This is a genomic window from Arhodomonas sp. KWT (assembly GCF_010993615.1).
Genome location: NZ_WNXE01000037.1, coordinates 5,583 through 9,441 on the forward strand (window position 1 = coordinate 5,583; position 3,859 = coordinate 9,441).

4 protein-coding genes are annotated in these 3,859 nt (G+C 74.2%); 1 reads left to right on the top strand and 3 read right to left on the bottom strand.

The window, feature by feature from the left end:
• The first annotated feature begins 55 nt into the window (after nucleotides 1–55).
• A complete protein-coding gene (locus tag G7A99_RS08470) occupies nucleotides 56–553 on the top strand; it encodes a hypothetical protein (RefSeq protein ID WP_018718056.1) in 498 nt (165 codons plus the stop codon).
• Here the strand turns inward: G7A99_RS08470 and G7A99_RS08475 are convergent.
• From G7A99_RS08475 to G7A99_RS08485, 3 genes are read right to left on the bottom strand one after another with little or no spacing between them, the layout of a single operon-like run.
• The gene (locus G7A99_RS08475; RefSeq protein WP_163139525.1) at nucleotides 550–1,821 is read right to left on the bottom strand and encodes a heme biosynthesis HemY N-terminal domain-containing protein; all 1,272 of its coding nucleotides are present in this window, start codon (nucleotides 1,819–1,821) and stop codon (nucleotides 550–552) included. The genes G7A99_RS08470 and G7A99_RS08475 overlap by 4 nt on opposite strands.
• Before the next feature lie 10 nt (nucleotides 1,822–1,831).
• Nucleotides 1,832–2,971 (bottom strand): uroporphyrinogen-III C-methyltransferase, encoded by a 1,140-nt coding sequence (locus tag G7A99_RS08480; protein WP_163139527.1) that lies wholly within the window; start codon nucleotides 2,969–2,971, stop codon nucleotides 1,832–1,834.
• On the bottom strand, nucleotides 2,968–3,762 hold the full coding sequence (locus tag G7A99_RS08485; protein ID WP_018718053.1) for a uroporphyrinogen-III synthase: 795 nt from the start codon (nucleotides 3,760–3,762) through the stop codon (nucleotides 2,968–2,970). Before G7A99_RS08485 ends, G7A99_RS08480 begins: the two co-directional genes overlap by 4 nt.
• Nucleotides 3,763–3,859 lie beyond the last annotated feature (97 nt).

Below are 3,859 nucleotides of genomic sequence, written 5' to 3' on the forward strand. Positions count from 1 at the left end.
ACTCGCTTCTCATTCGCGATTAAAGTCAGGGCACTCGCACCAACGGAGATGAGCGATGTCCAGCGATACGGTGGGACGGACAGCGGACCTGGAACCGCTCGAGCAATACCTGCTGCGCGCGTTCCGCAGCGCGGCCTGCGCCCTGCAGTACGAGCCGGACGCGCTGGCCCGGGCGGTGGACGCGGAACTCGGCAACGCGCCGGCCCCGGCCGACGGCGACATCATGCGCCGGCACTTCCGTGCACTGATGGCGACCATCGCCCGTTACGGCCGGCGCACGATCCGCTTCCACGCGACGCCCTGCCCGTGTCTGGGCGCGGACGAGGCGGCGTTCCTGCGCCTGCACGGACGGATGTCCTCCGGCAGTGAGGCGAACGCCATCGCCCACCACCTCGTCGAGGCCGAGGCGGTACCGACGCTGCTGCAGCACGCCTCGGTGATTGCCCTGTACTGCGCCCAGGCGAGGCCGGAGCGGGGGCGGACGACCGCGAAACACCGGTGCCGCAGCCGGCGGCAGCGCACCCGCACCGCCGCCGGAGAACGCCTGCACTAGGCGGACGAGGACGCCCCCGCCTCTTCTGCGACGTCGGAACCGTCCGCGGCCTGACGCGGCGGCAGTGCCGGCACGGTAACCGCGGGCCGGCCGAGGCCCGCATCCATGGCCCGGTGCCAGGCACGCCGGGCAAGCTCCGGCTCGCCGAGCTGCTGGTAGAGGTCACCGAGAAGGCGGTGCGTGAGCGCGTCGTCGTCACGGGCGGCGGCCGCCTCCAGACAGCTCCGCGCCCGGCCCCACAGACCGCCGCGCAATGCCTGCAGCCCGGCGGTACGCAGCAGGACGGGATCGTCCGGGCGATGGTTCAGCCAGCGCTCCGCCTGGGCGAAGCCCTGGTCGCCGGGCACCTCCTCGAGCTCCCCCCAGGCCGTGACCAGGCGGTCGTCCCAGTCGTGACGCAGCCAGCCCTTGAGCAGCTCGGCAGCGGCGGCCGACTCCCCGGAGCGGATCAGGCAACGCGCGTAGTGGGCACGCAGCGCCGGGTCACGACGCTCGGCCCGGGTGAGGCCCTGCCAGATGGACGCCAGGCTCTGTTCCGCCCCCGGGGCCACCGCGTCATCCAGCCGTTCCGTGGCCAGGCGCGTCTCCAGCGCGTCCAGCTCGTCGGCGGGCAGGGCCTGGTGGCGACGCAGCTGGGGCAGCAGCTCGCGGGCGCGCTCCCAGTCCTCCAGCTCGGTGGCGCAGCGGTAGAGCAGTGCCAGGACCTGGCGGTTGCCCGGCGCGCGCTCGTGGAGCCAGGACAGCGTCGCGAGGGCCTGTTCGCGCTGGCGGGCGTCTAGCTGGAGCCGGGCCTGAACCAGGCCGACCGCGACCTCGGCGCCGGACTCGCTCTCGTCGGCCAGGCTGAGGAAGCGGTCGCGGGACTCGTTGTCACCCCGGCGATGGGCGGAGATGGCCGCGAGCAGGTAGTGGAACAACCCCAGCCCGTCCGCCTCGGCCTGGCGGGTGAGCATGCGCTCGGCCTGCTCGTAGTGGCCCTCGGCGAGCTGGATGAGGCCGTTGACCAGACGCTCGCGGCTGCGGTTGCGCCGCCGCCCCTGCACCCACCGGCGCATGCCGCGGGGCGTGGCGAACAGCCGCGCCAGCAGCGTCCAGACCAGCCCCAGGACGGCCCAGCCCACCAGCAGGATGCCGGCGAAGAGCACGAGGCTGGTCTGCACCGACCAGGCCCCGACCTTGATGATCACGAACCCCTGGTGGTCGCGCAGCCACAGCGCGGCGGCGATGCTCGCGAGCAGCAGCAGCAGGGCAACGAAGAGCTTGCGCATACGGCCTCCCTCAGTCGAACTCGCGCACCGGCGCGAGGACCGACTGGATGTCCGGCAGGGTCACGCGCACCGGCCGGTCGGCGAGCGCGTCCAGGCGGTCGAGGGCGTCGGCCACGGCCGCGTCGCCGTCATCGTAGTAGCGGCTCAGCCAGTCACGGGCGCGTTTCAGGGAGTCGCGGTAGAGGGCGCCATCGCCCCGGATGGCTGCGAGCCGAGCGCTCTCCAGCTGCAGCCGGAGGTTCTCGCGCAGGAAAAACCGCTCCCGGATCGGGCGCAGGGGCACCACCTCGCGCTCCGGCCCGGAGACCACCACGAGCTCGCCCATGGCCCCGCGGAACTCGCTCCAGGCGCGGCCGAGGGGACCGCGGGCACCCTCGCCACCGGCCTCCCCGCCATGGTCCGCCGCCTTCGCGGCAGGCAGGGGCTCGGCGCCGGCACGCAGGCGGAGACCATCGACACCGTCGGCGATGCCGGCCAGGGTGGATGCGATCCGGTCGGTCTTCGGTTCCGTCACGGCGAGGAGCCGGTCGATGGCCTGGCGGATCGCCTTACGTTCCGCGATCACCTCGCCGCCCAGGGCAGAGAGCATGCCGTCCGCCGCCTTGAGCGCACCGAGGGCGGCGTCGACGTCACGGTAGTAGCGCAGGCGATGGACGGCGACACGTGCGAGATAGGCGGCCTCGGAGCGCCGCCAGTCGTCCCGGTTGACCTGGGCGAGCTCGGCGACGCGGTCCATCTGCGCCTTGAGCTGGGACTGGGTCTCGGTCACGGCGTCCAGCGAGGCCTTGAGCTCGGCGAGGCGCTGGTCGCGCCCGGCGGTGCGCTCGTCCAGGCTCGACAGACGGCCCCGCAGCTCGGAGATGCGCTCGTCCAGGCCGTCGCTGCGTTGCTTCAGCGCCTGCTGGTCCACCAGCGACGCCTGCCTCGCCGCGAACGCCTGGTAACGCTGCCAGCCCCACCAGCCACCGAGGGCGACCGCGAGGACCGAGACGATGGCGAGCACCAGCGCCGCGACGGCCAGTCCGCGCAGACCGCCGCCACCGGCGCTGCCCCCGCTCGCGGCCTGCCGGGGCGCCCCGGTGGCCTCCGCCTCGCTGTCCTGTCGCTCCTCCCCCTGCACGGGCCGTTCCTGCTCGTTCTCTTCCGTCATGGATGACTCCCTGTGGATGCTTCGGCCGCCTGCCCGAGGGCCTCGATCAGGCCCTCGTCCCCGGGCCGGGCGGCGATCACCGGCACCTCGTGCACACCAAGCGCCCGCGCCCGTTCGGCCACGCGCTCGGAGACGGTGATCAGCCGGCTGCCGCAGGCGGCTTCCCAGCCTTCCGGGCCGACGAGCTCGCGCAGATGCGACAGCCCGGTGACGCTGGTAACGATAGTGTACTGCAGCCAGCCCGCGCGCCAGCCCGCCACCACCGGCGCCGGGTCCACGTCGGGCACCACGGCGCGGTAGACACCGAGGCGGGTCACGCGGACCCCGCGGGCAGCGAGGGTATCGGCGAGCAGCGCGCGACCGTGCTCGCCGGCAAGGATGACACAGTTGGAGCCCGCCGCCGGGTCGAACGCCGGGCTATCGAGCAGCGCGGCGGCCCCGCCGCCCTGCGCCGGGCTGGCGTCGACGGGCCAGCCGCGCCCCCGCAGGGCCCGCGCAGTGCCGGGCCCCACGGCGGCGACACGGGCGTTCGGCGGGCATACGACACCGTCACCACCGAAACGCTCCAGCAGCACCTCGACCCCGCCGGGACTGACGAACACCAGCCAGTCGGCGGCCTCCAGGGCCGCCGCGAGGGCCCGGGCGCTGTCGGGGTCGTCCACGGGCTCGATCTCGATGGTGGGCAGCGGGGCCACCGTGGCCCCCAGCGCCCGTAGCCGATCGATAAGCGCGTCGGCCTGCGACCGGGGGCGCGTGACCACGACCCCGATGCCGGCCAGCGTCCGGCTCATCGGCCCTCCGCCTCCGCCAGCAGTGCCCCGGCCCCCTGGGCCAGCAGGTCGTCGGCCACGCGCTGGCCGAGCGCCGCCGCCTCGCCGCGGGGCGCCC